Genomic DNA, 26,626 nt, shown 5'->3' on the forward strand with positions numbered 1-26,626 from the left:
GAGCTAGTACAAACGCCAAACCATCCCCCCCCCCCCCCCCCCCCTGGCAAATTCCCTGTTACCAAACCCAACAGACCTTTTAAAATCGTGCTCATATGTATTGCTCCTTATCGATTCCGTACAGCTCAAACGGAAAGTTATTGATGAACTCTTCGACAGTGCCTGCACCATGAACAGTGTTGTAATGATCTTTCCAATATTCGTCTAAAGCCTTGATATTATTGGCCTCAGGCAATGATTGAGGCTTACGCCAGTAATGAACACGACACATTGCCACGGCATATTTGATGTTGCTCATCAGCTCTAATTCATCAGGAACGCCACACACTTCATACACGCTATCGGCTTCACCACTTAGCAAGGCACGAAGATCATCCTGCAATGAGGATTTGTACTTAATGAAACTGCGCCATAAGTCCGCATGCGTTGCTGGCTCCATCTGGATCAAACCAAGTGCTGGGCCTTTGCCAAGCTGCTCTAGGTTTAAACTCATGACAAGCCTCGCTTGAATCGATTGATAAATAGTTTGATTGCTTCATCACCCATCAGCCCAGCTACGCCCGACATAAACCCCGTCATTGCTGGCGGCATATTCATCGACGCACACAGAAAGAACGTCAGCATGCCCAAGAAACCGCCAGTAAAAACCGCGATAAGCATATGAATTAATGAGAATTTTTTAGAATTCTGTTGAAAGTCACGAAGGTATTTCACAGCTCCACCTAGCACACCGACCATGACGAATGCCGCTGTTTGTAGGAGCTCATCCGGTAGGAATTTCATATGGTGCGTCCAGTCCAGAAACGAAAAAGCCCCGCAAAATGCGAGGCCCAGAAATGACAAAGCCCCGCACTTGGAGAGGCTTGATAAGTTGTGTTGCCGTTAGATACAAAACTAACAGCGTGGGGATAATTTAACGCCTAACTCATAGGCTTGCAAGCCTTGCGCGCGCAAAAACAAAATGTCGTTCTCTTCTTATGAAAGCGACATTTTGCATATAAACCCTTATAGATATTGAGCTAGAGCAAAGTGTGCTTACAATTCAATGGCGGCATGTTGGCGGTAAATGACAGGTGTTTTTTGATGAATATGTTTTGTTCAGGTCAAAAAAAACCACCCGAAGGTGGTTAAAAGATTCAATTTAATCAGAACGCTATCTAACAATCGTCTCAAGTGGCTCCATTTGGTTCTTGTATGCACCCTGATAATCTATTCTAAAACCAACCCTGTTTAACTCAGCAAGAACTTCTGCAAAAATTTTGGGATCACCTCTCTTATCTGACGTAAATTCAAGCATCGTAACCGTATCGTTTTCAGCAATCACATGACCTGCTTTTACCTGCTCTATAGCTAGATGTATTGCACCCAATTCTAAACCCAAATGGGCAACACCGTATCGCATACTTGGATCATCTACGTTAACTACCCCTCCATCTCGATATGCAATAAAGTCTGTTACAATAGCAGGGCCCAAACCAAAATTTTTTATAAATAACTTAAAATGACCCGTCTCAAAGTTGCAGTCTGTTGAAGAAGTCAACAATGGCCTAATCGATAGCTCATTATGCTCTCTACTTGCCACTGCTTGGTCTTTGGCTATTTTTACTGCATAACATGCTATAGCAACACTACAAACAGCGGTTACGACACTAGCAATATCAGTCCAATCTGATAAATCCAAAATACTTCTCCCTGAGATAAAATTTTAATAATCGTGCATATTACCAAACCTTTGGCAGTTCATCCCATCTGGTCGTGTAGGCTGGCGATAGATGTTCGTGTTTCTCAGGCAAAAATGAGTGATAGTTTCTTACGAACTCGCCAAGTGGTAGAATCGATAAGAATCAAGCATATAGAGACATAACAAGGGATGGGCAACACTCAAAACGGCTTTAACGATGTGGTTTTCACAGAAAACGGAGCAGTAAAACAATACTCGCTTTCACATCTGGAAGGCTTATCAATACACTTTGAAGAATTTGAGTTAGAAAGCAAACAAGTCGTCCCTGTTTCAATTAACGTCCGCCCGACTAACCACCTCTATACAAGGGAGTTTGATTATAGCAGCGACTCAAATACATCACCCAGGCTCCTTACTCGCTACGATCATTACGAAGGCAACTTTCAAGCGGTAAAAAAACCACCCAAAATAAGCACAGAGAAACGAATTTTTTGTGACGAAAAATACGAAGCGAACAAACGCCTTCCCGATTTCATAAAGCATGTACAAGAAAATAATCCAAAGTGAATGCTGGCGAATAGAGGTGACACACGGACTTGCCTTAGTGCTCTTATAGACGTTCAGCAAAACAACAACCAAGACCTTTACTACTTAGTGATGTTCAAACTGCACAGAGTTGATAGCAAAAGCATTAACATGTTGGTTGAAACGGCTTTTATCGTAAACGCCGATGACCACAGAGCAAAGCGGATAAAAGATGGTCAAGAAGCGGACAAAAAACCCTTTAAGGTACTGGTTAGGAACATACTGGCTAAGCGCGAGCCATTCGAGATAAGAAAGCTAACAACGAGCAGAAAGAAGAAATTTAAGGCGAAAAAGAAAGAGAAAGAGAAGAACAAAAATTAAAGCCCCATCTACCTTTCGGCAGTGGGGCTGAAAATATTCCGTGATCCCTACTCACAATTGTTAGACAATTGCTTATCTCTGTCTTGCAGAGCGCCACCATCTGAGATCTAGAAATGTAAACATCACTGAAAACAGTTTACTAGGTAGCGGGAGGTGAGGTATCTAAAGCACTAAGGCTCGCAATCCGAATCACTCACTCTTACTACATGTGACGTTACCGTCAACATAGTTATATTAATGTTTATACTAATATTAATATAATAAATTCTAGCTATGAGTTGTATCATTTTGATACATCCAACTCTAACCCTCCCCGAAGTGTCGGCCTGTGGCGTTTTTGACGCGTTCGATGGTTTGGTCGACCCATGCTGGGTTGGTTTGGATTCTGGCGAGTTGTTGTTGGTAGTTTCGGATAGTTTGAATCATGCTCATGATGTCGGTGGCGGATACGACGGCGATGCTTTCTGTTATGCCTAAGGATTTGGCGACGTCGTTAATGAGTTTGAGTTTTTCGTCGTCTTGGATCGGGGCGGGTAAGGATTGTTGCACCGATTCGGGTTCTGGCTGTTGGGCTTGGTCGAAGGCGCGGATGACTTCTAGATTGAACTTCGGACTGATCCACATGGCGTAAGCGTACACCAATTCTTTGCAAACCCAAGTGCCTTAATTTTCGCCACCTCTTACTGCTTTTGCACCGATACCCATTTCCGGGCAACGCTCAATTTCTTCTATTAACTCTTTAGTTTTTTCTATTCGAATAAAACGATTCGGTTAATGGCGCTTTTCACTGCCAGCTGCTTTAAGGGAATACAATCCGTCGAGTGTGCGGATGTCTTTTGAAGAGATAATTAAATGAGCCATCGTTGACCTCCTGTTGTCATCAATGACCACCAAAACAAAGGTCTCAATCTCAATTAAGGTGGTGGATCTAAGTTCAGGTTGCAACAACCGTCCGCAGGAACGGCCTAACCGAAGTTAGCCCAAACAAAGACCCACCATGACAGGCGGATTTCAGCCACAAAAAAACACGCGGAGCGTGTTCTAGGCCGCTGTTGTAAAACAGGGGCTCAATCCCGACACTGGATTTTGCCAGTGCGGGGAAAGTAATAGCATTACCACGAATGTATTTCAAGCATTAAGCCCTTTAATTTAATTAGTGTTATATTTTAACGGCATTAAAATTAATGCCGCTTTTGCAGCGAATAGACAATCATAAAAGGTGTATCAGATATGAATTACAAGGACGGTAGTTGGTGGGCATGTTGCGCTTTCATCATATCAATCAGCTACATACTAGGCACACTGACAGGAATACCAACATGGTCTGAAGACGATACCAAGCTATCAGTTTTTTCTAATATGGCTACTGGTATCGCAGGAATAGCTACAGCATTTGCTGCTTTTTATGCTTATAGATCCTTCCAATCATGGGAAGAAAGGACAAAAAAAACAACATAGGCTTGAACACAAAACAGCTTCAATCAAAGAACTTAGCCTTTGCTATGAAATGTGCATCTCAGACTTAACTGTTTATCTTATGGAACTCCAAGCCAGGAATAAACGTATAAGACAAACCACAATAACTGATGACAAATTTGACAAAGAAACTGAAACAGTCAAAAGGAAACTTGAGAAAGTTCATGAGAACTGGGCTAGATATAAATCTTCTCTGGATTTTACGCAGTCATTTTATAAAGATAAAATATTGCAACAGCATCAGCCACAAAGCATAGTCACACTACAAAGTGAGTTATGTGATTTAGCTTCAAATGGTGATCCTTGGAGTGATAAACTAGGCTCATATGCAAAACAAGGTGCAGATAGCATCTTAGCGCTATACGAAAACAAAAACTAAATCACATCATCCAGCTTGCCGTTAATCCAAGGTTCGACAAATTGGGTATAAAGGCTCGTAAGGTATGCGCGCCATTGCGCACTGTTGTGGGCATCTGGACCTAAAATGGTTAAAAGCAGGTACTTTTCTTCAAAGTCATCAAACGCATAAATCAGCCAATAATCGTTATCAGGATCACCCATTCGGGTAGTTCGATAATAAATTTGATCAATTCTAGGGTGCCGTTTAGCCCAAAGATTGGCTAGCTCTTGTGTTTGAGCGAGGTGTATATGGTGAACATGAGGGTGGCTTAATGATGCATCACGACCATAAAAGTCTGGCTGCTCACCATTAAGCTTGTAAGATTCAAAAGTATTTTTGTGAAGCTCCCAGTCAGGAGCCATTCTAAAAATAGAGGCTGTCTGTACAATCGCCAAGTTAAGCCTTAGCTGGTTGCAGTTGCTCTTTAGAAGTAGGAAACTTGCCGTGCTTTTGGAAGTAAGCAAACACAGCGTCACCAACGGCAGCAGCAGACTTAACGTCTTTCGCGGTCGCTTTTGGCTTTTCTTGTCTTGCTTTAGGTAAAGGCATGGTAATAAACCTCAATGAAATTATGACATCATCGTTAAAATCTTATTGTAAACCCAATTTATCATGTTAGCAAAGACCAATTATGTGCCGTTTCCTACAATATAGCGCAACCTCTATACAGATCAATCATCTACATAATTTCATAGAACGACGGCACAATAATATTTGTTAGCTTACCCCCCCCAACGCTTTGCGCATCTGTTCTCTCGAATGGGTGTGCATGTAGCGTTTGTCTAGTCCGTCCCGTTCGTGGTTGAGTAGCATTTCCCCTCTTTCCATTATAAGAAAGCCCAGTCGGTCCCTGCTCTTCTTGTCTTGCCAGTTGTCGCGGGCGAGTTTGCGTATGTCGTGGCTGGTGAATTTGATGCCCACGTCGTCACTCAGGTTTTGATACCAACGGTGTGGTGATGGGTCTGATGTCTTTCATGTTGAATATGTAGGTACCACGTTTGGGCAGGCTGTTGATGAGGTCTACAGTCTGTTGGGTGATGGGTGATGGGCAAGCGGTGCTCTTTGCCGTTTTTGGTGTTCTCAGGCGGGATGTACCATTCCAGTTGGTTGGGTGAAAAATGTTTCCATTCACTTTAGCTGGTGCAATTCTACAACTTCTTCACGATAAAGCGTTTCGCTCATTTTCGCTAGCAAAAATGAGTAGAGCTTCCAGAGGCAGGTCATAGAAAAACAAGAAAATGATTAGATTAGGTTCAAGCCGCTAAAAAACGAAAAAGAGAATGATTAAGAGAGTTTGAACTAGAAAGGAATAGCAAAAGAGGATTGGGGGCTTTGATAAATTTCAGGCATAAAAAAAGGCACCATAAATGGTGCCCGGGACCGGAATCGAACCGGTACGCTTATTCAGCGCAAGATTTTAAGTCTTGTGTGTCTACCAATTTCACCACCCGGGCATATCTGATTTTGGAGGCCGGAGTCGGAATCGAACCGGCGTTCACGGAGTTGCAGTCCGCTGCATGACCACTCTGCCATCCGGCCTTCTATCAGATACATCTTTTGTATTGGAGCGGGAAACGAGGCTCGAACTCGCGACCCCAACCTTGGCAAGGTTGTGCTCTACCACTGAGCTATTCCCGCGTCTCAAAAGACGGTGCCTATTCTATGTATTTGAGCTTTCACGTCAAGGGAAAAATCCAAATAAATAACTAACTTAGGCACTTTTTTAAAATCTGTTTAGTTTTTGTGCGACTCTTTGGACTTTAGTTCAGGCCACGCCGCTTTTAAATAAATATACATAGACCAAAGTGTTAGCAAGGCAGCAGCAATGAGTACCATCTCTCCCACATGGGCGACCACGGTGTCTGGTCGACTTCCTAGCAAGATGAAAATCGCCAGCATCTGCATGGTGGTTTTCAGTTTGCCAATATAGGAAACCGCCACGCTGGCGCGCTTGCCCATTTCTGCCATCCATTCACGTAATGCCGAAATAACGATCTCGCGGCCGACGATGACAGCGCTGGCTAACGTCAGTAATGGATTAGAGTAGCTGGCCACTAACAAGACTAAAGCAATCGATACCATCAACTTGTCGGCAACGGGATCAAAAAACGCCCCAAACGGCGTAGTTTGGTTAAGCTTTCTTGCCAAGTAGCCATCTAGCCAATCGGTAATGGCAGCCAAGGCAAAAATAATCGCGCAGGTATAATAGCGCCCTTCCCACGGTAAGTAGTAAATCACCACAAGGATTGGAATCATGAAGATCCGTACGGACGTTAATATATTGGGTATGTTCATGTTATTCCTAATTATTACGCCAAGTGTAACCACACCTAGCCAAACTTAACTTTTATGTAGATGAAGGTAAATTTCTTCCGCTTTTTTGGCGCTGATCCCTTTCACCTTTGAAATATCTTCCTGACTCGCTGAGAGTAACTCTTGGTATCCACCAAAGGCTGTCAGCAGCTCTTTGCGTCGATTTGGTCCAATACCTGGAATATCTTCCAGTACCGAGTGCCGACGCTTCTTGTCTCGTCTACGGCGATGACTCTTTATCGCAAATCTATGTGCTTCATCGCGGATATGTTGAATCAAGTGCAATGCCGCCGAATCTGGCGGCAACACGACTTCATCTTCTTTCGAACCAATGTACAAGGTTTCAAGACCCGGCTTACGGGTATCGCCTTTTGCGACACCCAATAAGAAGATATTCACCAATCCTAATTCTTTTAAAACGCTTTCAGCTTGGGTTAGCTGACCTTTACCACCGTCAATAAGCAACACATCTGGCGCTTCTAGTTCGCCACTTTTGACTCGCTTGTAACGTCGAGTCAGTGCCTGCTTCATGGCGCCGTAATCATCACCCGGTTCGACACCTTCGATGTTAAAAGAGCGATAGCGTTTTTTATCTGGTCCGTCAGACCCAAACACCACACAAGACGCCACGGTTGCTTCGCCACTAGAGTGACTGATATCAAAACATTCCATGTGCTTTGGTGGATTAGCGAAACCTAACAATTTTTGCAAAGCGGTTACACGGCTAAAGTGATTACGTTTGTCTGATAATCGCGCCTGTAAACCTTGCTCTGCATTGAGTTTTGCTAGATCAAGCCAACGCGCTCGCTGGCCTCTTACATTGCTCAGCACTTCAATTTTTTTCTGCGTGGTTTCAAAAATACCTTCCACCAGCGCATCGCCATCTTCTAGCTCGTGACTAATGATAAGCGTCTTAGGTAACTCTTGAATACCACCAAGATAAAATTGAGCGATAAAAGACGATAATAATTCGCCTTCTGTGATTTCGATGGGCATTTTTGGGTAGTAACTTTTGCTACCAACCACTTTGCCTTTGCGTATCATCATCACATGAACACACAAACCGCCAGGCTGAATAATAGAAGCGATGACATCGGCTTCTCCGGTTTGTCCATAAACGTGCTGTTGTTCTTGGATGTGTTTGAGCTGAATGATTTGATCGCGTAACTCGGCCGCTCGCTCAAACTCCATGTCTGCGGCAGCGGCGCTCATTTGCGTGGTAATTTCGGCTGTGAGTTCTTGGTCTTTGCCTTGTAGAAACATGCGCGCGTGACGAACGTCTAGCTCGTATTCTTCATCGCTAATTAAGTTCACACAAGGCCCAGAGCAACGCTTAATTTGATACTGCAGACAAGGCCGAGAGCGATTGGAATAAGTGCTGTCTTCGCACTGGCGCACTTTGAACACCTTTTGCATGGTATTCAAACTTTCTTTTACGGCACTGCCGCTTGGAAAGGGACCAAACAAAGTGCCTTTATCTGTTTTATCACCACGACGAAACAACAAAGCCGGATGAGGGTGATTCGATAACAAGATATAAGGGTAAGATTTATCGTCTCGTAGCAAAATGTTGTACGGCGGACGATGCTGCTTAATCAGCGTTTGTTCTAGAAGCAGCGCTTCCGTTTCGCTTTTGGTGACAGCAATTTCGATGGTGTGAATACGACTAACCAAGGCCATGGTTTTGGTCGTTAATCCGGTCACGCGGAAATAGCTCGCGACACGATTTTTTAGATTTTTTGCTTTTCCGACATAAAGCAACTCACCTTTTACATCGTACATGCGATAAACGCCCGGACGTGTGGTTAAGTTGCTGACAAAATGCTTCGGATCAAATTCTGAATGGCTCAAACAAACCTCGTTTTTCGCCTAGCCCATACCAAGCACATTGTAACGTACCGCTAAGTGAATCAGCTCGACATCGCTTTCAATGTTCAACTTTGTAAAAATACGAGTACGGTAAGTACTCACGGTTTTGGGGCTTACATTTAAGTGCTCGGCAATTTCGTTAGATTTTTTGCAATCCACGATCATTTGCGCCACTTGTAATTCTCTGTCTGACAACTGCCCCAATGGTGAACCTTGCCCATCGATTGAAAACTTAGACAACGCCATTTTCTGAGCAATACTCTTGGAAATATAATGCTCGCCTTTAGACACCATTTGAATGGCTTCTAAGAGCTCAGACGTATTAGTGCCTTTAGTAAGATAACCCGACGCACCCACTTCTAATAACTTCACTGGGTATAGATTGTCATCCAGCGCTGACAAGGCAATAATCTTGGTTTTTGGCAAAATACGCTTTATCTCTTTCGTTGCCCCTAAACCGCCGATTCCCGGCATATGCACGTCCATCAAAACGATATCAGGCAATAAAACTTTAGACTGAATAATGGCTTCTTCGCCACTGTGCACCACACCAACTACTTCAACGCCTTTTACATCCTGTAATACACGACTAATACCTTGGCTAACCACGTCATGGTCGTCAACAATCAATACTTTTAACATCACAACCTCACCAAAACTTTCCTACGCATCGTGTCGATTTCTATCGCACCTAGATTGAAATCGCGCCTATAGCATCCTGCTAAAAAAATTTATGTTATAGAACAAATAGAAGAAACGCACCGTTATTCTGGCAGTTTTTCTTTATACCCCATTTCTAAGAGCTTTTTTTGACTAATTTCGCGATAACGAGCTCGTACGCCAGACCCATGTGTTTTTTGGGTATAGTAAAGTAAAGGCGCGATCTGCTCTTCATCAACGGATAGGTCACTAGCAATCTTACTAGACAAATCTTTTACACTGAGTGTTTGCTTATCTTCGATCATGATCACTTTTGGAATAACTAAACGTTCACCAGCAATCACTCGATCAACAATTTTCAAATAACTTTGCTCAAATAAAGGCCAAGTCACTCGTTCTTCTTCAGACTTTAATTTGTACCAACCTGCTTCAGAGCCTGCAAAAAATACCGCATTATGACTCCATTTATATTGCAAAGGATCGGTTCGGCAAGTACAGGCTTCAAGATAGGCTGCACGTGGATCAGGTAAACCATAAGCTTTATATGCGGTATTAATCAGCTTCAAAAAGTCGGCAATGGTTGGCGGCCATGTATGCTCTTCTTTCGTGCGTTCTACAGCATAAGCCAACAATGGCTCTTGAAAACCTTTCAGTGCAATCGCCCATTCGCGCTTGGCTAACTTAACTTCATCCGTTGTACTGTAAGCCGAGGCGAATTTATGGGTATAAATGGCTTTAAAACGCGCGAACAACATATTGACCAAGATACGCGTTTGCTGCTCTGCCTCTGTTGGACCCGATTCGCGACCGGCATTACCATACCCTGGATTGCCAGAGCCATACTCACCAGTCTGTGTCGTGGATGTTGTTGAGGGCGTCGCTAACCTGTTCTCTAGAGGTTTTAGTAAATTTTGTACTGCCTGAGGTTCCTTCATATGAAGACCTATCCGATTGTTTGTATTGCCACTGACGTTTTACGTATTTAAAGAATTCGCTGTTCCAAGTTCTGACGTTTTTCCGCTGTTCTTTGATTCTCAGCAAAAACTCGGTTTGCAGAGACAAAGCAAATTCACGAGCAATGCCAGCTTGGCCAATTTGTTCTAACGTCGCTTCTTCAGGTTGCCACTGATCTGGTTGTCGAGCACGTTCTTTTTGCTCCAAATACAAATCAAAATCTGTGACACCGCGGCGATCATTCACCACTGGTGGAGATGGTGCTTCGTATAGTCGAACAGGTTGCTTCGCAGGGTAGCTTTTAGGCTGCGGTGTAAATTCTTCGGTTTTCTCCCGAGACGCTTTGTGCAACCGATCCATTTTACTCATCAAGGAATCGTCTTTAGAAGACACTTCTGCCGCTGGCTTAATGATTTGCGCTGCTTTTTGAGATGTCGCTAAATGAATCTCAAGTATTTCTTCTTGGCGCTGAAAACTCAATAGCTGGCTAATTTGTAGGTTTGCCAACAATCGCATCAACATAGGCACAGTCCAAAATGGTAGCTGAACACTCAGGCGACTCATTTCAACTCGCAGAGCATTGGAACCAACAAGATAAGCCTGCTGCTTCAAAAAGGTCAATAATACGGTTTCTTCTAACCCGATCTGGGCTGCCATTGAAAATGATATCGGTAATGAATAGTCGTTATCCAACATAAATCTCGCTTCGCACATTTAGCATGACAGTCTATCAAAAGCCGTTCCCATTAGCACGAGAACCTTAAGGTAACCTTGTTATCAATACAGAATGACACTTGCCATTTTCACTGACTATTAGACTTTAGCAATAGACAAATTTTATTCGCTAACAAAACAACTGTTTTAAGCAATTTTGACAGCATTCAAAAACACTCCTATGCTCAAATTACGGCAACGCTATTTTATTCAACTCTCTATTTACTGTGAAACAAGAACGAAAGAGTAACAACAGATTCATAAAAAAACTGTTTGAAAGAGAGTATTGGTATTGTCGGTTTCGCGAACATCACTCAGGAGGCAAGTAGTATGCACACTACCAAAATTTCTGGACACCATATCGATGTAACCCCTGCAATAAAAGACCATATTAATGAAAAACTCAGCAAAATTTCCAAGCTGACAGATCAAATAACCTCAGTCAATGTCACTTTACTTAAAGACAGTAAAAATCAAAAAGCGGAAGCGATCGTACACATTCCCGGCAAAGAAATATTTGCCGCGGCCTCCTCTGAAGACAGATTATTTCACGCGATTGATGACATGGTCGATAAATTAGCCAAGCAAATAGACAAACACAAAACCAAACAATCCAGTGCGCACCACAAACCTGTGATGACCCACTAGTTATTTAAAACCGCTTAACAGTCCCTTAATTATTTCGAAAAACACTGCAATTCTGCGGTGTTTTTCTGTATTTATTGCCTAGATAAACAATCTAGCTTGAAGTTTGGAACTTTCAGCCGCATATTAAGTCTATTGATAGTCTTAAACCTTAAAGGAGTAATCTCATGCGTTACACAGAAGCCCTTTCGACACACACGTCACAAGCGGCAAACAAAACGCTCCGCAATACTTACGGACTGTTGTCGCTTACCCTATTGTTCAGCGCCTTCACTGCGGGCATGAGCATGGCTTTTAACTTACCCCATCCTGGCCTAATTGTTACTTTATTAGGCTTTTATGGTTTGCTCTTCCTAACACACAAATTTAAAAACAGCTCAGCTGGTATTCTTTGTGTGTTTGCATTAACTGGTTTCATGGGTCTTACCCTTGGTCCAATCCTTAGCGCTTATATGAATATGGCTAACGGTGCGAGCATGATCATGAGCGCTTTAGGTATCACAGGTCTTTCCTTCCTAGGTCTGTCTGCTTATGCATTGGTTTCAAAGAAAGACTTTAGTTTCCTAAACGGATTCATTACTGTCGGTTTCTTCGTACTACTATTCGCTGTGATTGCCGGCATCTTTATTAAAATGCTCTACAAATCTTCATCTCTGCTGGTTTTGCGCTTTTCTCTGCGGCGGTTATTTTGCTGCAAACAAGCCAAATCGTTCGCGGTGGTGAAACTAACTACATCATGGCAACAGTGAACTTGTATGTGTCTCTATACAACATGTTCCTAAGCATATTGTCTCTTATTGGTATGTCTCGCGATTAATTATCCGTTACAATCAACACGAAAAGGCCGCTGACTGCGGCCTTTTTTATGTGTAAAATTTACAGCATCTTTTACTAAGGTTATTTTTGATGCTATACACTCTGCTCATCACTGGTTCCCCATACCAAAGCAAGGCTTGCCACACGGCGCTGCGCTTTATCCGTGCCGCTCTAAACAAATACCCTGACAGCATCAAGGGTGTATTTTTTTATGAGGACGCTGTGCTTATTGGCAACCAAACCGCGCAGCCACCAAGAGATGAAATCAACCTCACCAAAGCTTGGCAAGAAGTTGCAGAACAACACAAAGTCCCTTTGTATTTATGTATTGCCGCTGCCGTAAGACGCGGCATCATTACTGAAAGTGAAAGCCGTCGCTATGAATTAGAACAACACACGCTTGCAGAACACTTTCAGCTTGAAGGTTTGGGCACACTCGTTGATTTGATGAATACTACAAACAAAATCATTCAGTTTAGGTAACCTTATGAAACATACTCTTATCCACCTAAACACCAGCCCTTATTCTAGCTTAGCTTGCAAAGAAGGCTTAGATCTTGCTCTGGTTCTGGCCACCTTTGAACAGCCTGTCGATTTGTGTCTATCTGGCGCCGCTCTTGCGATTTTGACAGACAATCAACACCCAACAGCAGAGCAAGGCAAAAACCTACACAAGCTATTAGCTGGGCTAGAATTTTATGATATTGAAAACGTCTACATAGAAAAAAGCCACACTTGGCTTAAAGACAATGCGACATGGCAAGGTGTTCAGCCACTTGATGATGCCGAATGGCAGACGATGTTTTCACAATACCAACAGGTTTTCCGGTTTTAATTATGCGACTTCACCAAATAAATCAACTCGACTACCCAGCAGCATTAGAAACAACGTGGCAAAATAGCCTGCTAGCGGGCGACCAGATACTACTGATTGAAGAAGGTTTTCTAAAACTGATTCAGCAAGCCAGCACAATGCAAACTCTAATCGAAACAAAACAAGCAAAGCTTTATTATTTGCAAAGTGATGCAATAGCTTATGGTTTATCACCAAAGTTAGGCACTGCTTTGTCAGATGAAGAATGGGTCGATTTAACCTTTGCCGCCGAAGCAAACATTAGTTGGTAATCAATATGACAAACAATACAGTCGTTCTAGACGAAGAAGGCTATTTGCTTAACCTACAAGATTGGACACCAGAGCTTGCCAATCAATTAGCGAAAGACGTTGAAGTCGAGCTAAGCGATGCTCATTGGGAAATTATTTATTTATTGCGCGACTTCTATGAAGAATTTGAAGTCTCTCCTGCGATGCGACCATTGGTAAAAGCCGTATCGAAAAAACTGGGCGCAGAAAAAGGCCGCAGTATTTATTTAATGACGCTCTTCCCCGGCAGCCCGCCTAAGCTAGCTGCAAAAATTGCCGGCCTCCCAAAACCAGCAAATTGTTTGTAACGCTATAAATTTTTATCGAAACAAAAAAGCGGAGCTATTTAGGCTCCGCTTTTATTTGAACACTTTAAACAATAAAGAAATTTAGTACTTGCCGTACCACTCTAATTTCTTCTGCAAGGTCACCACCTCACCAATAATCAGTAACGCTGGGGACTTCGCTTCATTCACCACGGACACTTCATAGACATCTTGAATGGTGGACGTAAACACGCGCTGCTCACTGGTGGTACCTTTCTCAACAATTGCCACTGGCATAGATGGACTCATACCAAAGCGGATCAACGATTGGGTGATATCTTTAAGGCCTGTTAACCCCATATAAATCACAAGAGTTTGAGCAGGATGAACCAATTCTTCCCAAGGTAACTCTGTCGTGCCGTCTTTCAAATGACCTGTTAGGAATCGAACCGACTGTGCATAATCACGATGCGTTAACGGAATCCCAGCATAAGCCGCGCAACCTGCGGCAGCAGTTACACCCGGAACCACCTCAAAAGGCACGCCCTCTTCAATTAATTCCTCAAGCTCTTCACCACCACGCCCGAAGATAAAAGGATCGCCACCTTTTAAACGCACCACCATGTGGCCTTCTTTGGCCTTGGCGGCAAGCAGACTGTTAATCTCTTCTTGTGGAAGGCTGTGCAAAGACTTGGCCTTACCCACGTACATTTTTTCTGCTGACTCAGGAATGAGATCAATAATCTCTTTGCCAACCAAGCGGTCATACAGAACCACATCGGCCATTTTTAATAAACGATATGCTTTTAACGTCAACAACTCAGGATCACCTGGACCCGCACCAATAAAATAGACCTTGCCCGTCATAATTTCCAATATCCAATGATATAAAAAAGCCTCATAAAGAGGCCTTTTTATTAATAAATCACGCTTACTTACGCTTTTTTCAATACGGTCTTACCGCCCATATAAGGCACCAACACATCAGGAACTCGCACACTACCATCAGCATTTTGATAGTTTTCCAGTACAGCAACCAATGTACGGCCGACAGCCAAACCAGAACCATTCAAGGTATGTGCCAATTCTGGACGACCTGTTTCTGGGTTACGCCAGCGCGCTTGCATACGACGAGCTTGGAAGTCCCACATGTTAGAGCAAGAAGAAATCTCACGGTATTTACCTTGACCTGGCAACCACACTTCAATGTCGTACGTTTTGCGTGCAGAGAAACCTAGGTCGCCACCACACAAGATAACCGTGCGATAAGGAAGTTCTAGTTTCTGCAAAATCACTTCTGCGTGCCCAACCAATTCTTCCAGCACTTGTTCAGAAATATCTGGACGACAAACATGAACTAGCTCAACTTTTTCAAACTGATGCTGACGAATCATGCCGCGAGTATCACGACCGTAGCTGCCCGCCTCACTGCGGAAACAAGGCGTATGAGCAACAAATTTCTTATGCAAATCTGCGTCATTTAAAATTTCATCGCGCACCAAGTTCGTCACTGGCACTTCTGCCGTTGGAATCAGGTAAAGATCATTATTTCCGCTGTCTTTATCCACTGGCACTTTAAACAAATCGGCTTCGAACTTAGGCAGCTGACCCGTTCCTTTTAGGGAATGAGCGTTTACCAAGTAAGGCACATACACTTCTGTGTAACCATGCAAATCAGCATGGGTGTTGATCATAAACTGAGTCAAAGCACGGTGTAGGCGCGCCAAATCAGAACGCATAACAGCAAACCGAGAACCGGTAATTTTCACTGCGGCTTCGAAGTCCAGCATTTCCATCGCTTCACCAAGATCCACATGGTCTTTTGGCTCAAAGTCGAATTGCTTAGGTGTGCCCCAACGACGAACTTCAATGTTGTCGTCTTCTGTCTTACCTTCTGGAACAGAAGCATGAGGAAGGTTTGGAATACCTTCTAGCAAGCTTTCCAACTCTTCTTGAACTTGTGTTAGCTGTGTTTTGGCCGCTTCAAGATCATCACCTAGCGTTGCTGTTTGTGCTTTTAGCTCGGCCGCTTTGTCTTTATCGCCAGACTTCATCGCCTGACCAATTTCTTTGGACACTGAATTTCGGGCTTGTTGCAGCTGTTCCGTTTCTACTTGAATGGCTTTACGACGCTCTTCTAAGGAAGAGAAAGTCGCCACATCCAACTCGTAGCCTTTCTTTTTAAGTTGAGCCGCAATGGCTTCTGGGTCAGCGCGTAATGCTTTAATGTCTAACATCTGGGCAACAATATCCTTCAATCAGTGTGTATAAATAAATTAGGGGGTCTTCAAACAATAACAGGGATCAGAAAAAACGAGTAACCGCCATACCAGCCGCTAAACCCGCGATCCCTAAAACACAACTCAATAATAAATAGCTTACCGCACTTAGCCAAGCCTGCATGTTAATAAGAGAGACAATTTCCAACGAAAAAGTAGAAAAAGTGGTAAATGCCCCTAAAAAACCCACCATAACCAGAGGTCGATACGGTTCAAGTGATGGCATGCGCTCGCTGATCACCACAAACGCCACGCCCATCAACACACAACCTAGAACATTAATAACCATAGTCGCAAAGGGAAAGTGGTGATTCCAGTAGGTATTAATCCACTTCGTCACGCCATATCTGCTCAGCGCACCAAAAGCACCACCAACAGCAATCATAAAATACATCATTCTTCATCCCCTTGAGACTGGTACAAAGAGCCATAACGCTGCAATGGGCTTTGATTATCTAAATCAGACAACCAAGCCAGTTTGTCATTGATTTTTTTCTCTAGACCGCGATCCGTCGGCTGATAGTAACGCATATCGGCCAACTCTTCTGGCATATAATTTTCACCAGCAGCATAAGCATGCTCTTCATTGTGGGCGTAGCGATATTCATCACCGTGGCCCATACTTTTCGCCAAAGAAGTTGGCGCATTACGCAAATGGGCAGGCACTTCATAACTGGGTTGTGCGGCGACATCTGACATTGCTTGATTAAAGGCTTTATAAACTGCGTTACTCTTGGGTGCGCACGCCATGTAGACGGCTGCCTGCGCAATAGCACGATTCCCCTCACCCGGACCAACGCGCTCAAAAACATCCCAAGCGTTTAAGCCAATTTGCAAGGCTCGCGGATCCGCATTACCAATATCTTCCGATGCGATAGCCAGCAAGCGACGTGCGATGTACAAAGGATCACAGCCGCCATCCAGCATTCGCGCCATCCAGTACAAGGCACCATCAGGCGATGAACCACGAACAGATTTATGAAACGCTGAGATTTGGTCGTAAAACACATCGCCTTTACGATCAAAGCGACGAACACTACCACCTAAGACATCTTCCAGCTGCTCTTGCGTCACCTTACTTCCCGGCTCCACAAGATCGGATAATATTTCTAAGAAATTAAGGCCTCGACGAATATCACCATCAGCCGCTTGAGCCAATACAGACAAAAAGTAATCGTCTATTTGAAAGCCACTTTCTTGAGAGTAAGCTGCAATGCCTTTTTCGTGATTTTCTAAAGCTCGCACAAGAACAAGCTTTACCTCATCTACACTCGGCGTTTTCAAACGATAAACGCGTGCTCTCGACAGCAAAGCAGAATTCAATTCAAAGGCCGGGTTTTCTGTGGTTGCACCGATAAACAAAAAGGTGCCGTCTTCAATGAAGGGCAAAAAAGCGTCTTGCTGGGACTTATTAAAGCGATGCACTTCATCAACAAATAAGACCGTCTGAGTGCCGCTCATCTGACGCAGATTTTTTGCTTGATCTACCGCCGCACGAATTTCTTTAACGCCAGACATGACAGCAGATATTTCAATAAACTGTGCATCTAGAGCATGGGACAGAAGCTGAGCGAATGTGGTCTTCCCTACACCCGGAGGCCCCCACAGAATAAAAGAATGGCAATGACCTGTTTCTACCATTCTTCGTAATGGCTTCCCCGGACCAACCAAGTGCGACTGCCCGATGTAGTCATCGAGACTAGCAGGTCGCATTCTGGCTGCCAGAGGTTGATAAGCTCCTGTTGCCGCTCCTGAAAACAGATTGCCTGAAAAAAGATCCTTCATTACTGACCTTCTACAATCACATCCACGTTAGCAGGCAAATCTAATACAAAATTTTCTTTCGCTACACCTTCATGAGTTTCAACATTTTTAAACTCAATCACCGTTGTTTGCCCTAGCGCATCTAAGATACTCATTGCGCTAATCACTTTATTACGGAAAGACAGAGTCAATGTTTGAAATAAGTCTTGATCTTCTTTCGGTGCCAAACGAAATTTTTCATCACCAAGTGTTGTCACGTTATAGTGTGGGAGTACTTCTGCCGCAGGTTGACCCAATAGCGCAGCTGGAGAATTGCCTACCGCACCAGACAAAGGTTTCTTCGTCGCTTGCTCTAAATCCACATCCCAGACGGTAATATATTTGCCATCAGAAATAATACGCTGCGCAAAAGGCGTCACGCTGTCCCAAACAAATTGATTCGGTTTCGCAAGAAGAAAGATACCCTCACTTACCTGAAGCTGCTTACCTTTTTCGTCATAAGTAACCTGACGAAATTCACCTTCGATATTGCGGTTCAATTCCAATAAACTCTCTATCGAGCTGGTTGCATCAGCGGCTTGCACCATTGTTGTTTGAACAACCATTACGACCGTAAACATCACCATAGTGACTAATTTATTCAACAAAATATCTCTCCACGAAATAGTTAAAAAAGAGGCACTTTTAAACACAAGCCCTCCCCAAGTCGTCATCTTTATTCTGGGATCAAAATATCACGCTGTCCGTTGGTCCCCATTGGGCCAACTAGACCAGCAGCTTCCATTGATTCAACCAAGTTAGCCGCTCTGTTGTAACCTATTTTTAATCGCCGCTGAATAGAGGATATCGAAGCTTTACGCGTTTCAATGACAATTTTCACAGCTTCATCATAAAGCGCATCTTTATCTTCTCCACCGCCGTCAGTCATTAGGTCTTCTGGATTAACGACAACGTCTTGAATATAGTCGGGCTCACCTCGTTGTTTCCACTCTTCAACCACGGCATGCACTTCTTCATCAGAGACAAACGCGCCATGCACACGAATTGGCGTAGGCAAACCTGCAGGTAGATACAACATATCACCCATACCTAAAAGCTGATCGGCACCGCCTTGGTCAAGAATCGTTCTGGAGTCAATTTTAGAAGAAACCTGAAACGCCATACGGGTTGGAATGTTCGCTTTGATCAAGCCGGTAATAACGTCTACAGAAGGACGCTGTGTCGCCAGAATTAAGTGAATCCCTGCCGCCCTTGCCTTTTGCGCGATACGAGCAATCAGCTCTTCCACTTTTTTACCTACAATCATCATCATGTCAGCAAATTCGTCGACTATGATCACAATATAAGGCAAAGGCTCTAAATGCGGCACGGTACGAGCAACGCCATCTTCGGAGAACATCGCCATTTCAGGCTGCCATAATGGATCTTGAATTGGCTTACCCGCTTCAATAGCATCACGTACTTTTTTGTTGTAACCCGCAATGTTACGCACACCTAGTTTAGACATCAGCTTATAGCGGCGTTCCATTTCATCAACCGACCAACGCAAACCATTGGCGGCATCTTTCATATCCGTAATAACTGGCGTCAAAAGATGCGGAATGCCTTCATAGATCGACAATTCAAGCATTTTTGGGTCGACCATGATCATACGCACTTCATCTGGTGTCGACTTCAGCAACATACTTAAAATCATGGCGTTAACACCAACCGACTTACCAGACCCTGTCGTACCCGCCACCAACACATGAGGCATTTTTGCTAAATCGACAACAACAGGCTCGCCAGAAATATCATGACCAAGCGACAAGGTCAGCGGCGAAGAGGATCTATCGTAGGCTTCACAGTTTATAACCTCTGAAAAATACACCGTATCGCGAACCTGATTAGGAATCTCGATCCCGATAGTGGATTTACCAGCAATCACTTCCACCACTCGCACACTCATTACACTCAAAGAACGCGCAAGGTCTTTTGCCAAGTTGGTAATACGGGAGACTTTCACACCTGGAGCTGGCTGAATTTCGAAACGAGTAATCACTGGACCTGGGTTAACTTCAACTACATCGGCTTTAACACCAAAGTCCTGCAAGCGCTGCTCTAGCAATTCAGACAAGGCCAACAATTCATCTTCAGAATAACCACCCTTCTTAGGTTTAGGCGTGGTTAATACTGAACGGTCTGGTAACGAATAAGCCTCTATTTTTTTGTTACTGTCTACTTCATCAGAATACGGGCCACCAAGCGAATCTAGCTGCTTAGCTTCAGACAAGGTACGAAATGCAGGTTTATGGGCAGGAGGAATAGTCGAAGGCTGTTTGTCATCATTAAACAGCATGGCATCAGCTTGCTCTTTAGAAATGCTGGAATGCGTAACCTCTTGCTCATCTTCCCATTCCACAGGGTTGGCCGTTGCAGCTTGCTTGGGTTGAGCAACCTTCTCTTCCGCTGTGTCATCACTCTGAACAGACCAAGATTCTTCTATGTAGAGAGTATCGCCAAAGTTGACGTCTTTATCATCAAAGGATAAACCATCAACAGATAAATCGTCTAAACCACCAAACTCTGGCTCTTCATGACTGGTTGGCAAATCCGCAACAGATTCATCCGCTTTCGCAGATTTAGATCTTGAAAACAGCGAAGACAAACTAAACTTAGATTTTTTACTTTCCTCTGGCTGAGATTCTTCATCAATTGAGTCTTCGAATAATATATTGGCAGTAGATTGTCCTTTAGCTGCAAGTTCAACTTTCGTCGGTTCAATGAAGGCTTTTCTTCTTTTCCTAACAATGGCAGGCTCTTCTGCTTCATCAGCAATATCAATACCGTCAGCAGCGTCTGCTTTTTTACTGGCTTTTGCTTCGCGCCTATCCGACCATTTTTGACGCAGAAACATAGCAAAGGTATAGGCTCTTTCCCCCAAACGGTCCATCAGACTCAACCAATGAACTTGAGATAGCAAAGTAAAGGATAAAATAACCAAGGCCAAACTGACTAACGTTGCACCATCATAGCCAATAAAGCCATACAACAATACACCAAGACCACGCCCTAATATGCCACCGGTACCGTATTGAAGCGACGGCTCGCCGACTGTATGCAAAAAGCAAAGAACAGAACCAAAGGATAAATATAGGATGCTTCCAATAGTACAAAGCAAAGCATTATTAAGCGGCAGTAAGGAATGAGGATTGCGCCATATAATAATCGCGACCCAAAAAAACAAAGGAGGTAAGGAATAAAACAAAGAACCGAAAAAACCAGACGCTAAATCAGCAATAATGGCACCGATTGGCCCCATAGAGTTCTGAGTCGCTGCGCCGCTACCAGAATAAAACCAACCAGCATCTGCTGGATTATAGGTATAGGTCGCCAAACCAAAAAAGAATAAAAATAACAAAGCTGCAATAAACGCCGCTTGTTTGGCAAACAACTCCCAAATTGGTGATCGTACCGACTCACTCATTTCTTCTGACAAAACACGCCTTCCTATTTTATGCTAATCAAAACAAAACATACTCCATACTGCGGAGTCATAAAGTTCGCTAAGCTTACCATAAAAAAAGCCAGCCCAAAGGGCTGGCTTTCGCTTTAACTAGTAAAGATATTCTATTTTTCTAAGAAGATCTTTAGATAAAAGCCTTAGAAAGAAGCTTTAACACCTACGATTGTACGCTCTTTAGCTTTACCAACTAGATCACCAGCGTAGTTTTTCACGTAGTAAGTCAAATCACCTGTTTTATATTCACCAATGAAGTAAGTACCATCATTTTTATCTGTTTTATTGGTTGTAGTATCTTTTACACCTTCTTGATCTTTAGCGTACTGAAGAGTCAAAGTCAAAGCATCAGTCGCTGCGACAGCAACAGAAGCAGAAAGCTGCTTAACATCAGCAGTGTCCACACCTTTAGATTTGGTACCAACTTTACCTATACCGTAGTTAAGGGCAAAAGTTGCAATACCAGCATCTGCTTGAACACCAATATTTGCAGACTGAGCATCTTCTACTTTACCACCAGAGATACCTGCTTTGAATGCACCAAAGTCTTGAACATAAGATACAGCAAAACCAATTTGAGAATCTTGTGCCTTGCCAGTACTGCTGTTCGCTTTAGAAATAGCCTCGGTTGCTTCAATAGCGACTGTCAATTCTGGCGTTACAGAATAACGAATACCAGTATCATCCGTATCGTTATCCGTTAATGTACCCTTACTATCTAACTTATTCCCAGTGTTAAGATCAACACCGTCGTAGATCTCATCCATACCCATGAAAGCTTTGGTAGATACAGAGCCGTCAAAACGACCAAACTGAACAGCACCTTGCGTTACGTAGATTTTTTCCAAACCAACCTTAACAGCTTCATCAGCATCATCATTTTTTTCATCACCACCTACGGTTTTGAATTCTAGCTCTGCGTAGACAACACCAGTATCAACGTGTAGCTCTAGCTCAGCACCTTTGTTACCACTAAGGCTTGTGCCATTATCATCTTTGCCGTAAGTAACATACTCAAGACCAGCATCACCAGTGATGATTGCATCAGCAGCAAAAGTAGCAGTAGAAACAGCAGCCGCAACAGCAGATACTGCAAACACAGAAGCAAGTTTAATCGCTTTCATTCAAGATTCCCCTTTATATTATATAATATGGTCTTGTAGACCTATCGATCGATTTTCGATTTACACTTAACCAAGAAACGTTGCTAAATCAACGATTCATGTATCTTAAAACCTATCGGTTTCACTTTTATGACAGCTGTCAAAAAAGCAATTTATCCTGTAGCACCCAATACGACATCCAACTATTTTGAATTACCAATTAGGACTGTAGTGATTAAAACCAAGTTTTCCCTTATGGGTCAAGCACTCCTTGCACTTTTTTTCTTTTTTTTTCATTATGTGCTCTTTTTTGAACAAAAATCACTCAACAAGAACCCAAAACGACAATTTTTTTAAGCTATTCATGCACATTGAAGCCAATTAAGAATAACATTGTGTCAATAAGTCGCAAGCTGAATATCTTTTTTTACTCAATATTCTATTTATCGGTATATGGTTTTTTTCTTTAGCTTTTCTTTAACTTTTTTTATAAAGAATCATTCAAAGATAGTTTTTAACATTAAAAAAACTATAATCGACACATAAAATGATCTACAAAAACTAGGACAACAAATAACTCATGTCAGCAGCTGCTAACGACGAAAAACACGAGCTTATATTACTTTCAGAGTCCCCCTACGACACACCAGACCCAAGTAAGGCTTTAGAAGATCCTGAAGGTTTATCAGCTATTGGCGGCGACCTATCTTCTACTCGACTTCTTCATCTCTACAGTAAAGGTTTTTTTCCTTGGTTTAGCGATCCAGATCCTATTTTGTGGTGGCACCCAGAACAAAGATGCACACTAAATCCTGAGCATTTCCATGTTTCAAAATCGCTCAAAAAAGCGATAAAAAAAGACCGGTGGCTGTTTTCAGTCAACCAAGAGTTTGAGTCCGTAATCGGCTACTGCTCTGCACTAAGAGCTGACAAAGAAGGTACTTGGATATCCAAAGACATAAAAAATGCTTATACAAAGCTACACACATTAGGCTATGCGCATTCTATTGAAATATGGCTGGACGACAAACTCGTCGGCGGTTTTTATGGTGTCGCAATGGGCAATATGTTTTTTGGCGAATCGATGTTTTCACTGGTGCCAAACGCCTCAAAAATAGCGTTAAAAACATTCTGCGAACTCACCAAAGAGTGCAAAATAGAACTAATAGACTGCCAAGTAGAATCCGATCATTTGCTGTCTCTAGGTGCCCAAAAAATGCCAAGAGAAGATTTTTGTAGTGCTTTAAAGAAACTCATCCCAAACACAAAAAAGAATCTAGCTCTCATAAATATTGGCAAAAAACCTGAAAAACAACCGCTTTAGTCTAAAAATAGACACCACGAAAACGTAACTAGGTTTGCCTTACGCTGCGTTTTTAGGCAAAATACGCTCGATCAAAATTCAGACGTCGCTAAATATACAATCATGATTAAGTTATTTAGCGCTCAATCGACCAAGAGGAACATCTTTCCTCTTCGTCTGCAGACCTCCTTTAGGTATGGTCGGCGTCTACTAAATAATAGTAAGTTAACACCATAGGACACATATTGTGGCAAAAGAAGAAGGCTTAGAAATGGAGGGCACTATCATTGATACGTTGCCTAATACCATGTTCCGTGTCGAGTTAGAAAACGGACACGTAGTAATTGCACATATCTCTGGAAAAATGCGTAAAAATTACATCCGTATTTTGACTGGCGACAAGGTAAAAGTTGAGTTAACACCTTACGATCTTTCAAAAGGCCGTATCGTTTACCGCGCACGTTAATTTAAGCAACCCTGTATGGGCAGCTTAAATAGAAGACATAAAAAAACCGGACTAAGTCCGGTTTTTTTATGTCATAGCAATTGCATCACTTAATCAAAGATCAATGAACAACCGCCTCTTTTATCACTTCAAACTTCAACTCATCACTCTTCTCATCCAGAGCCACTTTGACATGACCGCCATCATGCAGATCACCAAAGAGGATATGATCCGCCAGAGGTTTCTTCAAATGCTCCTGAATGACTCGAGCCATCGGACGAGCGCCCATCTGACGATCATAGCCTTTATTGGCTAACCAGCCTCTGGCAGTGTCTGAGACCTCTAGCAAGACACCTTTCGGATCTAGCTGAGCCTGCAACTCTACCAAGAACTTATCCACCACATTAAAGATAATGCGCTCATCCAGTTGCTGGAACTGAATAACAGCATCTAAGCGGTTTCTAAATTCAGGCGTGAAAGTTCGATTAATAACTTCCATACCATCAGTCGAATTATCTTGACTAGAAAAGCCAATTGAACGACGAGCCAGCTCTTGAGCACCCGCATTGGATGTCATCACCAAGATCACATTACGGAAATCCGCCTTGCGTCCATTATTATCCGTCAAGGTACCATGATCCATTACTTGCAGAAGCAAGTTAAAGACCTCTGGGTGAGCTTTTTCAATCTCATCCAATAACACAACACTGTGAGGGTTCTTCGTCACGGCTTCAGTTAGCAAGCCACCTTGATCAAAACCAACATAGCCTGGTGGCGCACCAATCAAACGAGATACCGCGTGGCGCTCCATGTACTCGGACATATCAAAGCGAATTAGCTCAAGTCCCAACTGTTTAGCAAGCTGCTTGGTAACTTCTGTTTTACCCACACCCGTTGGGCCAGCCATCAAGAATGAACCAATAGGTTTTTGCTCTGCCTTCAAACCAGCACGCGATAACTTAATCGCAGCTGACAAAGCATCAATAGCATTGTCTTGACCGAAAACCACCATTTTCAGATTACGCTCAAGATTAGACAATACTTGCCTGTCATCAGAGTTAACCGCTCTCACAGGCACTCTGGCGATCTTAGAGACGATATCTTCAATGTCGGCAACAGTAATGACCGATTTACGTTTACCTTCAGGCTGCAAGCGCTGGTAAGCTCCCGCCTCATCCACAACATCAATCGCTTTATCAGGCATATGACGATCTGTCACATAGCGCTGAGCAAGCTCTGCTGCTGCTAACAAGGCTGGCTCTTCATACTTAACCTTATGATGCTCTTCAAATGCGCCAATGATGCCTTTCAATATTTGATAAGTATCATCAACACTTGGCTCGTTCACATCAATTTTTTGGAAGCGACGCGCCAACGCATGATCTTTTTCAAACACGCCACGAAATTCTTGGAATGTTGTCGAACCGATACAACGCAATCCGCCAGAACTCAATACAGGTTTAAGCAAGTTGGAAGCATCCATGACGCCACCAGAAGCCGCACCCGCACCAATGATGGTGTGAATTTCATCAATAAACAAAATAGCATTCGGTAACTTTTTAAGTTCGCCTAACAATTGTTTAAGGCGTTTTTCAAAATCGCCGCGGTATTTGGTTCCTGCCAATAAAGCACCTAAATCTAAGGAGTAAACAACACCATCCGCAATCACATCTGGCACTTGTCCATCGACAATACGTCGTGCAAGACCTTCAGCAATGGCCGTTTTACCAACACCAGACTCACCAACCAACAGAGGATTGTTTTTACGACGACGAGAAAGCGTTTGTATTACTCGCTCAACTTCGTATTCACGCCCAATCAGTTTGTCTATTTTTCCTGCTTTGGCTTCTTCATTTAGATTTGTAGCGAATTTTTGCAAGGGTGCAGTATTCGTATCTTCTGCCTCGTCATCATGATCCATATCTTGAGAAGAAGCTTCACCTGTTTTTGATATACCATGAGCCACGTAATTGACGACATCAATTCTTGCTACGCCATGGCGTTTTAGGAGATAAACTGTCTGACTTTCTTGCTCACTAAAAATAGCCACCAGCACATTCGCACCTGTGACTTCGCGTTTACCAGAAGATTGAACATGGAAAACCGCTCGTTGTAACACGCGCTGAAAACCTAACGTTGGCTGAACCTCACGTTCTTCGTCATCTTCAGGAATTAAAGGTGTTGTGCTATCAACAAATTCCTCAAGTTCCTTACTTAAGGTATCTAAATTCACACCACATGCTTTGAGGACACTTGAAGCAGCGCCATTTTCAATAAGAGCTAATAATAAATGCTCAACCGTCATGAATTCATGGCGCTTGTCACGCGCCGCTTTAAAAGCCGTATTCAGGGTTTGTTCTAGTTCTTTATCTAACATTGCTATTCCCTCA

Annotated in this window: 29 protein-coding genes, 3 tRNA genes and 2 pseudogenes; 11 read left to right on the top strand and 23 right to left on the bottom strand. The window is 43.1% G+C overall.

Features of this window, described 5'->3' with window-relative positions; all coding sequences use genetic code 11:
• Positions 1 to 91 precede the first annotated feature (91 nt).
• The 4 genes from ACO05V_RS17855 to ACO05V_RS17870 form a co-directional block, all read right to left on the bottom strand.
• Positions 92 to 493 carry a hypothetical protein gene (locus ACO05V_RS17855; protein WP_421854681.1) on the bottom strand — a complete coding sequence of 134 codons (402 nt, stop codon included), beginning with the start codon at positions 491 to 493 and terminating at the stop codon, positions 92 to 94.
• The gene (locus tag ACO05V_RS17860) at positions 490 to 783 is read right to left on the bottom strand and encodes a phage holin family protein (protein WP_421854683.1); all 294 of its coding nucleotides are present in this window, start codon (positions 781 to 783) and stop codon (positions 490 to 492) included. The genes ACO05V_RS17855 and ACO05V_RS17860 overlap by 4 nt, the downstream gene beginning before the upstream one ends.
• 370 nt (positions 784 to 1,153) lie before the next feature.
• Complete coding sequence (locus ACO05V_RS17865) at positions 1,154 to 1,681, bottom strand: hypothetical protein (RefSeq protein ID WP_421854686.1); 528 nt, start codon at positions 1,679 to 1,681, stop codon at positions 1,154 to 1,156.
• A gap of 40 nt (positions 1,682 to 1,721) precedes the next feature.
• On the bottom strand, positions 1,722 to 1,793 hold the full coding sequence (locus tag ACO05V_RS17870; protein WP_421857012.1) for a DUF4113 domain-containing protein: 72 nt from the start codon (positions 1,791 to 1,793) through the stop codon (positions 1,722 to 1,724).
• Positions 1,794 to 1,870: 77 nt separating this feature from the next.
• Between ACO05V_RS17870 and ACO05V_RS17875 the strand changes: the two genes are divergently transcribed.
• The gene (locus ACO05V_RS17875; RefSeq protein WP_421854689.1) at positions 1,871 to 2,248 is read left to right on the top strand and encodes a hypothetical protein; all 378 of its coding nucleotides are present in this window, start codon (positions 1,871 to 1,873) and stop codon (positions 2,246 to 2,248) included.
• Positions 2,249 to 2,587 (top strand): hypothetical protein, encoded by a 339-nt coding sequence (locus ACO05V_RS17880; RefSeq protein WP_421854692.1) that lies wholly within the window; start codon positions 2,249 to 2,251, stop codon positions 2,585 to 2,587.
• 303 nt (positions 2,588 to 2,890) lie between these two features.
• On the opposite strand, the pseudogene ACO05V_RS17885 reads toward ACO05V_RS17880, so the two are convergent.
• A pseudogene (locus ACO05V_RS17885) lies at positions 2,891 to 3,238 on the bottom strand (KilA-N domain-containing protein); the annotation flags it as partial.
• Between the two features lie 754 nt (positions 3,239 to 3,992).
• Between ACO05V_RS17885 and ACO05V_RS17890 the strand changes: the two are divergent.
• On the top strand, positions 3,993 to 4,442 hold the full coding sequence (locus tag ACO05V_RS17890; RefSeq protein ID WP_421854695.1) for a hypothetical protein: 450 nt from the start codon (positions 3,993 to 3,995) through the stop codon (positions 4,440 to 4,442).
• On the opposite strand, the gene ACO05V_RS17895 is transcribed toward ACO05V_RS17890, so the two are convergent.
• From ACO05V_RS17895 to ACO05V_RS17940, 10 genes are all read right to left on the bottom strand, one after another.
• Complete coding sequence (locus ACO05V_RS17895) at positions 4,439 to 4,858, bottom strand: type II toxin-antitoxin system YafO family toxin (protein ID WP_421854698.1); 420 nt, start codon at positions 4,856 to 4,858, stop codon at positions 4,439 to 4,441. The two genes, ACO05V_RS17890 and ACO05V_RS17895, sit on opposite strands and share 4 nt — an antisense overlap.
• Before the next feature lies 1 nt (position 4,859).
• Positions 4,860 to 5,012, bottom strand: coding sequence for a hypothetical protein (locus ACO05V_RS17900; RefSeq protein WP_157789907.1), 153 nt, complete (start codon positions 5,010 to 5,012; stop codon positions 4,860 to 4,862).
• 819 nt (positions 5,013 to 5,831) lie between these two features.
• A tRNA-Leu gene (locus ACO05V_RS17905) sits at positions 5,832 to 5,917 on the bottom strand.
• Between the two features lie 11 nt (positions 5,918 to 5,928).
• Positions 5,929 to 6,002, bottom strand: a tRNA-Cys gene (locus tag ACO05V_RS17910).
• 24 nt (positions 6,003 to 6,026) lie between these two features.
• Positions 6,027 to 6,101, bottom strand: a tRNA-Gly gene (locus tag ACO05V_RS17915).
• A gap of 96 nt (positions 6,102 to 6,197) precedes the next feature.
• Entirely contained in the window at positions 6,198 to 6,758 is a 561-nt protein-coding gene (gene pgsA, locus ACO05V_RS17920; RefSeq protein WP_421854702.1) for a CDP-diacylglycerol--glycerol-3-phosphate 3-phosphatidyltransferase, read from the bottom strand.
• A gap of 45 nt (positions 6,759 to 6,803) precedes the next feature.
• On the bottom strand, positions 6,804 to 8,627 hold the full coding sequence (uvrC, locus tag ACO05V_RS17925; RefSeq protein ID WP_421854705.1) for an excinuclease ABC subunit UvrC: 1,824 nt from the start codon (positions 8,625 to 8,627) through the stop codon (positions 6,804 to 6,806).
• Between the two features lie 18 nt (positions 8,628 to 8,645).
• Positions 8,646 to 9,287, bottom strand: coding sequence for a response regulator (locus ACO05V_RS17930; RefSeq protein ID WP_421857015.1), 642 nt, complete (start codon positions 9,285 to 9,287; stop codon positions 8,646 to 8,648).
• A gap of 122 nt (positions 9,288 to 9,409) precedes the next feature.
• Entirely contained in the window at positions 9,410 to 10,240 is an 831-nt protein-coding gene (locus ACO05V_RS17935) for a replication protein P (RefSeq protein WP_421854708.1), read from the bottom strand.
• Positions 10,149 to 10,955 carry a DnaT-like ssDNA-binding domain-containing protein gene (locus ACO05V_RS17940; RefSeq protein ID WP_421854711.1) on the bottom strand — a complete coding sequence of 269 codons (807 nt, stop codon included), beginning with the start codon at positions 10,953 to 10,955 and terminating at the stop codon, positions 10,149 to 10,151. The genes ACO05V_RS17935 and ACO05V_RS17940 overlap by 92 nt, the downstream gene beginning before the upstream one ends.
• A 348-nt stretch (positions 10,956 to 11,303) precedes the next feature.
• Here ACO05V_RS17940 and hpf point away from each other — a divergent pair, with 348 nt between their 5' ends.
• The 6 genes and pseudogenes from hpf to ACO05V_RS17970 all read left to right on the top strand — a co-directional run bounded on the left by hpf (position 11,304) and on the right by ACO05V_RS17970 (position 13,885).
• The gene (gene hpf, locus ACO05V_RS17945; RefSeq protein ID WP_421854714.1) at positions 11,304 to 11,621 is read left to right on the top strand and encodes a ribosome hibernation-promoting factor, HPF/YfiA family; all 318 of its coding nucleotides are present in this window, start codon (positions 11,304 to 11,306) and stop codon (positions 11,619 to 11,621) included.
• 164 nt (positions 11,622 to 11,785) lie between these two features.
• A pseudogene (locus ACO05V_RS17950) lies at positions 11,786 to 12,435 on the top strand (Bax inhibitor-1/YccA family protein).
• 89 nt (positions 12,436 to 12,524) lie between these two features.
• Positions 12,525 to 12,917 carry a sulfurtransferase complex subunit TusD gene (gene tusD, locus ACO05V_RS17955; RefSeq protein ID WP_421854717.1) on the top strand — a complete coding sequence of 131 codons (393 nt, stop codon included), beginning with the start codon at positions 12,525 to 12,527 and terminating at the stop codon, positions 12,915 to 12,917.
• 4 nt (positions 12,918 to 12,921) lie between these two features.
• Positions 12,922 to 13,269: a DsrE family protein gene (locus tag ACO05V_RS17960; RefSeq protein ID WP_421854720.1), complete on the top strand. Its 348-nt coding sequence runs from the start codon at positions 12,922 to 12,924 to the stop codon at positions 13,267 to 13,269.
• Between the two features lie 2 nt (positions 13,270 to 13,271).
• Positions 13,272 to 13,559 carry a DsrH/TusB family sulfur metabolism protein gene (locus tag ACO05V_RS17965; protein ID WP_421854723.1) on the top strand — a complete coding sequence of 96 codons (288 nt, stop codon included), beginning with the start codon at positions 13,272 to 13,274 and terminating at the stop codon, positions 13,557 to 13,559.
• 5 nt (positions 13,560 to 13,564) lie between these two features.
• Positions 13,565 to 13,885 (top strand): TusE/DsrC/DsvC family sulfur relay protein, encoded by a 321-nt coding sequence (locus ACO05V_RS17970; RefSeq protein WP_421854726.1) that lies wholly within the window; start codon positions 13,565 to 13,567, stop codon positions 13,883 to 13,885.
• An 81-nt stretch (positions 13,886 to 13,966) separates the two neighbouring features.
• Here the strand turns inward: ACO05V_RS17970 and cobA are convergent, their stop codons facing one another.
• The 7 genes from cobA to ACO05V_RS18005 form a co-directional block, all read right to left on the bottom strand.
• A complete protein-coding gene (gene cobA / locus ACO05V_RS17975) occupies positions 13,967 to 14,710 on the bottom strand; it encodes a uroporphyrinogen-III C-methyltransferase (RefSeq protein ID WP_421854729.1) in 744 nt (247 codons plus the stop codon).
• Between the two features lie 68 nt (positions 14,711 to 14,778).
• Positions 14,779 to 16,080: a serine--tRNA ligase gene (serS, locus tag ACO05V_RS17980; protein ID WP_421854732.1), complete on the bottom strand. Its 1,302-nt coding sequence runs from the start codon at positions 16,078 to 16,080 to the stop codon at positions 14,779 to 14,781.
• Positions 16,081 to 16,147: 67 nt separating this feature from the next.
• Positions 16,148 to 16,519 carry a fluoride efflux transporter CrcB gene (gene crcB, locus ACO05V_RS17985; protein ID WP_421854735.1) on the bottom strand — a complete coding sequence of 124 codons (372 nt, stop codon included), beginning with the start codon at positions 16,517 to 16,519 and terminating at the stop codon, positions 16,148 to 16,150.
• Complete coding sequence (locus ACO05V_RS17990; RefSeq protein ID WP_421854738.1) at positions 16,516 to 17,907, bottom strand: replication-associated recombination protein A; 1,392 nt, start codon at positions 17,905 to 17,907, stop codon at positions 16,516 to 16,518. The genes crcB and ACO05V_RS17990 overlap by 4 nt, the downstream gene beginning before the upstream one ends.
• Positions 17,907 to 18,533: an outer membrane lipoprotein chaperone LolA gene (gene lolA / locus ACO05V_RS17995; protein ID WP_421854741.1), complete on the bottom strand. Its 627-nt coding sequence runs from the start codon at positions 18,531 to 18,533 to the stop codon at positions 17,907 to 17,909. The genes ACO05V_RS17990 and lolA overlap by 1 nt, the downstream gene beginning before the upstream one ends.
• A 68-nt stretch (positions 18,534 to 18,601) precedes the next feature.
• Complete coding sequence (locus ACO05V_RS18000; protein ID WP_421854744.1) at positions 18,602 to 21,364, bottom strand: DNA translocase FtsK; 2,763 nt, start codon at positions 21,362 to 21,364, stop codon at positions 18,602 to 18,604.
• 164 nt (positions 21,365 to 21,528) lie between these two features.
• The gene (locus ACO05V_RS18005; protein ID WP_421854747.1) at positions 21,529 to 22,509 is read right to left on the bottom strand and encodes a hypothetical protein; all 981 of its coding nucleotides are present in this window, start codon (positions 22,507 to 22,509) and stop codon (positions 21,529 to 21,531) included.
• Positions 22,510 to 23,068: 559 nt separating this feature from the next.
• Between ACO05V_RS18005 and aat the strand changes: the two genes are divergently transcribed.
• The gene (gene aat, locus ACO05V_RS18010) at positions 23,069 to 23,812 is read left to right on the top strand and encodes a leucyl/phenylalanyl-tRNA--protein transferase (RefSeq protein WP_421854750.1); all 744 of its coding nucleotides are present in this window, start codon (positions 23,069 to 23,071) and stop codon (positions 23,810 to 23,812) included.
• A 226-nt stretch (positions 23,813 to 24,038) separates the two neighbouring features.
• Positions 24,039 to 24,257 (top strand): translation initiation factor IF-1, encoded by a 219-nt coding sequence (infA, locus tag ACO05V_RS18015; RefSeq protein WP_012070936.1) that lies wholly within the window; start codon positions 24,039 to 24,041, stop codon positions 24,255 to 24,257.
• 100 nt (positions 24,258 to 24,357) lie between these two features.
• Here the strand turns inward: infA and clpA are convergent, their stop codons facing one another.
• Positions 24,358 to 26,613: an ATP-dependent Clp protease ATP-binding subunit ClpA gene (gene clpA, locus ACO05V_RS18020; RefSeq protein WP_421854754.1), complete on the bottom strand. Its 2,256-nt coding sequence runs from the start codon at positions 26,611 to 26,613 to the stop codon at positions 24,358 to 24,360.
• Positions 26,614 to 26,626 lie beyond the last annotated feature (13 nt).

It is taken from the genome of Marinomonas sp., assembly GCF_965225885.1.
GTDB lineage: Bacteria > Pseudomonadota > Gammaproteobacteria > Pseudomonadales > Marinomonadaceae > Marinomonas.

Bases quoted from the DNA above. Each gene is read 5' to 3' on its own strand.
- ACO05V_RS17855 (WP_421854681.1), bottom strand. From the start codon at position 493: ATGAGTTTAAACCTAGAGCAGCTTGGCAAAGGCCCAGCACTTGGTTTG.
- ACO05V_RS17860 (WP_421854683.1), bottom strand. From the start codon at position 783: ATGAAATTCCTACCGGATGAGCTCCTACAAACAGCGGCATTCGTCATG.
- ACO05V_RS17875 (WP_421854689.1), top strand. From the start codon at position 1,871: ATGGGCAACACTCAAAACGGCTTTAACGATGTGGTTTTCACAGAAAAC.
- ACO05V_RS17880 (WP_421854692.1), top strand. From the start codon at position 2,249: ATGCTGGCGAATAGAGGTGACACACGGACTTGCCTTAGTGCTCTTATA.
- ACO05V_RS17890 (WP_421854695.1), top strand. From the start codon at position 3,993: ATGCTTATAGATCCTTCCAATCATGGGAAGAAAGGACAAAAAAAACAA.
- ACO05V_RS17900 (WP_157789907.1), bottom strand. From the start codon at position 5,012: ATGCCTTTACCTAAAGCAAGACAAGAAAAGCCAAAAGCGACCGCGAAA.
- pgsA (WP_421854702.1), bottom strand. From the start codon at position 6,758: ATGAACATACCCAATATATTAACGTCCGTACGGATCTTCATGATTCCA.
- ACO05V_RS17930 (WP_421857015.1), bottom strand. From the start codon at position 9,287: ATGTTAAAAGTATTGATTGTTGACGACCATGACGTGGTTAGCCAAGGT.
- ACO05V_RS17935 (WP_421854708.1), bottom strand. From the start codon at position 10,240: ATGAAGGAACCTCAGGCAGTACAAAATTTACTAAAACCTCTAGAGAAC.
- ACO05V_RS17940 (WP_421854711.1), bottom strand. From the start codon at position 10,955: ATGTTGGATAACGACTATTCATTACCGATATCATTTTCAATGGCAGCC.
- hpf (WP_421854714.1), top strand. From the start codon at position 11,304: ATGCACACTACCAAAATTTCTGGACACCATATCGATGTAACCCCTGCA.
- tusD (WP_421854717.1), top strand. From the start codon at position 12,525: ATGCTATACACTCTGCTCATCACTGGTTCCCCATACCAAAGCAAGGCT.
- ACO05V_RS17960 (WP_421854720.1), top strand. From the start codon at position 12,922: ATGAAACATACTCTTATCCACCTAAACACCAGCCCTTATTCTAGCTTA.
- ACO05V_RS17965 (WP_421854723.1), top strand. From the start codon at position 13,272: ATGCGACTTCACCAAATAAATCAACTCGACTACCCAGCAGCATTAGAA.
- ACO05V_RS17970 (WP_421854726.1), top strand. From the start codon at position 13,565: ATGACAAACAATACAGTCGTTCTAGACGAAGAAGGCTATTTGCTTAAC.
- cobA (WP_421854729.1), bottom strand. From the start codon at position 14,710: ATGACGGGCAAGGTCTATTTTATTGGTGCGGGTCCAGGTGATCCTGAG.
- serS (WP_421854732.1), bottom strand. From the start codon at position 16,080: ATGTTAGACATTAAAGCATTACGCGCTGACCCAGAAGCCATTGCGGCT.
- crcB (WP_421854735.1), bottom strand. From the start codon at position 16,519: ATGATGTATTTTATGATTGCTGTTGGTGGTGCTTTTGGTGCGCTGAGC.
- ACO05V_RS17990 (WP_421854738.1), bottom strand. From the start codon at position 17,907: ATGAAGGATCTTTTTTCAGGCAATCTGTTTTCAGGAGCGGCAACAGGA.
- ACO05V_RS18005 (WP_421854747.1), bottom strand. From the start codon at position 22,509: ATGAAAGCGATTAAACTTGCTTCTGTGTTTGCAGTATCTGCTGTTGCG.
- aat (WP_421854750.1), top strand. From the start codon at position 23,069: ATGTCAGCAGCTGCTAACGACGAAAAACACGAGCTTATATTACTTTCA.
- clpA (WP_421854754.1), bottom strand. From the start codon at position 26,613: ATGTTAGATAAAGAACTAGAACAAACCCTGAATACGGCTTTTAAAGCG.